2 protein-coding genes are annotated in these 2,650 nt (G+C 66.0%); one reads left to right on the top strand and one right to left on the bottom strand.

What is annotated here, in order from left to right:
- Positions 1 to 1,287: bifunctional 23S rRNA (guanine(2069)-N(7))-methyltransferase RlmK/23S rRNA (guanine(2445)-N(2))-methyltransferase RlmL (rlmKL, locus tag ACLFQI_RS13280; protein ID WP_410760037.1), on the top strand; the 1,287-nt coding region annotated here is incomplete at its 5' end.
- A 45-nt stretch (positions 1,288 to 1,332) separates the two neighbouring features.
- On the opposite strand, the gene ACLFQI_RS13275 is transcribed toward rlmKL, so the two are convergent.
- A partial coding sequence (locus ACLFQI_RS13275) for a diguanylate cyclase domain-containing protein (protein WP_410760035.1) occupies positions 1,333 to 2,650 on the bottom strand: 1,318 nt, incomplete at its 5' end.

Raw genomic sequence — 2,650 nt, 5'->3', positions numbered from 1 at the left:
GCATCCAATGCCGCGCCCTGCCCTGGCCTGCTGATCGCCAACCCGCCCTACGGCGAGCGCATCGGCGCCGAGGATCTCGCCGGCCTCTATCGGTCGCTCGGCGCACTGCTGCGCGCCCGGTTCGAGGGCTGGCGCGCCGCGGTGCTGACCGGCAACCCGGAGCTTGGCAAGCGCATGGGACTGCGCGCGCAACGCTTCCATACCCTCTACAACGGGCCGATCGAATGCCGTCTGCTGCACTTCGAGGTCTCGTCCGCGGCGCACGTCTCGGACCGCCCGCGCCCGCTGCCGCCCGCCGAGCGCGGCCCCGGCGCCGAGATGCTCGCCAACCGGTTGCGCAAGAATCGAAAGGCGCTGAAGAAATGGCTGCAACAGGAGGGCATCGGCTGCTACCGACTCTATGATGCCGACCTGCCCGAGTACGCGCTGGCGGTCGATCTCTACCAGAGCGCCGAGCCGGCCACCCCGCAACGACGTTTCGTGCAAGTCCAGGAATACGCCGCTCCGTCCGGTATCGACCCGAAGGCAGCGCGCCGGCGGCTGCGCGAAGGCATCGGTGTCATCGCCGAGGTGCTGGAGGTGCCGGAGCACGACCTGTTCTTCAAGGTCCGCCAGCCGCAGCGCGGCAAGGCCCAGTACGAGCGGCTCGCGCACACCGGCCACTTCCACAAGGTCGCCGAGGACAGTCTGACCCTGTTGGTCAACTTCGAGGACTACCTGGACACCGGCCTGTTCCTCGACCACCGCGAAACGCGCCGGCTGATCGGCCGCCTGGCCGTCGATCGGCACATGCTCAACCTGTTCGGCTACACCGGCGTCGCCAGTTGTCATGCCGCGCGTGGCGGCGCGCGCTCGACCACCACGGTCGATCTGTCGAAGACCTATCTCGACTGGGCGCGGCGCAACCTGGCGCTGAACGGCTTCAGCGGCCGCGATCATCAGTTGATCCAGGCCAACTGTCTGGACTGGTTGGAGCAGGCCCGCGCCTATCGCGGCCATTTCGGGCTGATCTTCCTCGATCCGCCGACCTTCTCGACCTCCAAGCGCATGAGCGGCACCTTCGATGTCGAGCGCGATCAGGTCGCCTTGATCCGCGCTGCCATGGCCCTGCTCGCGCCGACTGGCACGCTGATCTTCTCGACCAACAAACGCCGCTTCAAACTCGACGAGCAGGCGCTTTGCGATCTGGCGATCGAGGACATCAGCGCCCAGACCCTCCCCAAGGACTTCGCGCGCAATCCGCACATCCACCGCTGCTGGCGGATTCGGCACAACCCGGATGCGTGAACCACAGCGGTGGCGATCGTCGCATTGAACCTTGAGCATCCTGGCTCAAGGCCTGAACGCCCTTTCCGCTACCTCCTCGAACATGCACCAGGTATGGCGTCCCTTGAGTTTGGCCTGGTACATGGCCTGATCGGCCTGATGCAGCAATTGCTCGGCATCCGGCTCCTGCGGCTGTGGATAGAAGGTCAGCCCGATGCTGCCGCCCACCCGCACCCGTGCCTGATCCAGCGTCACCTCGCTCGAGAGCGCCGCGAGCAAGCGCTCGACCAGCACCCGCGCATCGGATTCATAGGTCAGTTCGCTGAGGACGGCGACGAACTCATCGCCGCCCAGGCGCGCCAGCGTATCCATACCGCGCAGGCAGGCGCGCATGCGCCGCGCCAGGGCGATCAGCAACTGATCGCCCGCGGCGTGGCCATAGCGATCGTTGACCGGCTTGAATCGATCCAGGTCGATGAACGCCACGGCCAGCGGCCGACCGCTGCGCCGCGCGCGCGCCATGGCCTGTTCCAAGCGGTCGTTGAGCAAGACCCGATTGGGCAGGCCGGTAAGGGCGTCGTAGTGCGCGCTGCGTTCCAACTGGAGATGGAGTTCCTTCTGCGCGCTGATATCGGAAAACACCAGGATTCCGGCACTGATGCGCCCCTCCTCGTCACGGATCGGCGCCGCCGACACACGGACCCAGCGTTGGGTACCCCCGGCGTCGATCACCATGGCCTCTTCTTCGGAGATGATTGCCCCTTCGCTCAGGGCCCGCGTCAGGGGCCGCTCTTGCACCGGTATGGGCTGACCGTCTGGCCGTAACACCTTCCAGCGCACGTCCCATTCGGTGTGCCATTGCCCATCCCACTGTCCCCCGGAGCTGGAGGCCGTAAGCCCCAGCATATCCAACGCGGGACGATTGGCGAAACGAATCCGTCGTGCCGGCCCCTCGGCGATCAGTATCCCCGAGGGCGAACTCTCCAACGCGGCTTGCAACAATCGCGTCGTTTGCTGGATGGCCAGCTCGGCCTGTTTGCGCGCGGTGATATCGAGATGGGTGCCAGCCATCCACTGCGGTCGGCCATCCTCGGTCCAAGTACTGATCCGTCCCCGGTCCAGCACCCAGATCCAGTCCCCGGAGCGATGGCGCATGCGGACCTCGGCCTCGTAGCCATCCATCGCGCCCGCGATGTGTTGTTCGAGCAGCGCCTGGGAAGCGGCCAAATCCTCAGGGTGGGCGATACTGAACCAGGTCTCGATCGAAACCGGTTCCAGTTCCTCCAGGCGGTAGCCGATCATCTCGGCCCAGCGTTCATTGAAGCGCGTCTCGCCGGTCTGGACATTCCATTCCCAGGTGCCCACGCCCGTGCCCCAGATAATA

Source organism: Halochromatium sp., from assembly GCF_046541315.1.
Taxonomy (GTDB): Bacteria; Pseudomonadota; Gammaproteobacteria; order Chromatiales; family Chromatiaceae; genus Lamprobacter.
Note: the sequence above shows the minus strand (reverse complement) of the source record. Positions and strands in the feature narration are given on the sequence as shown.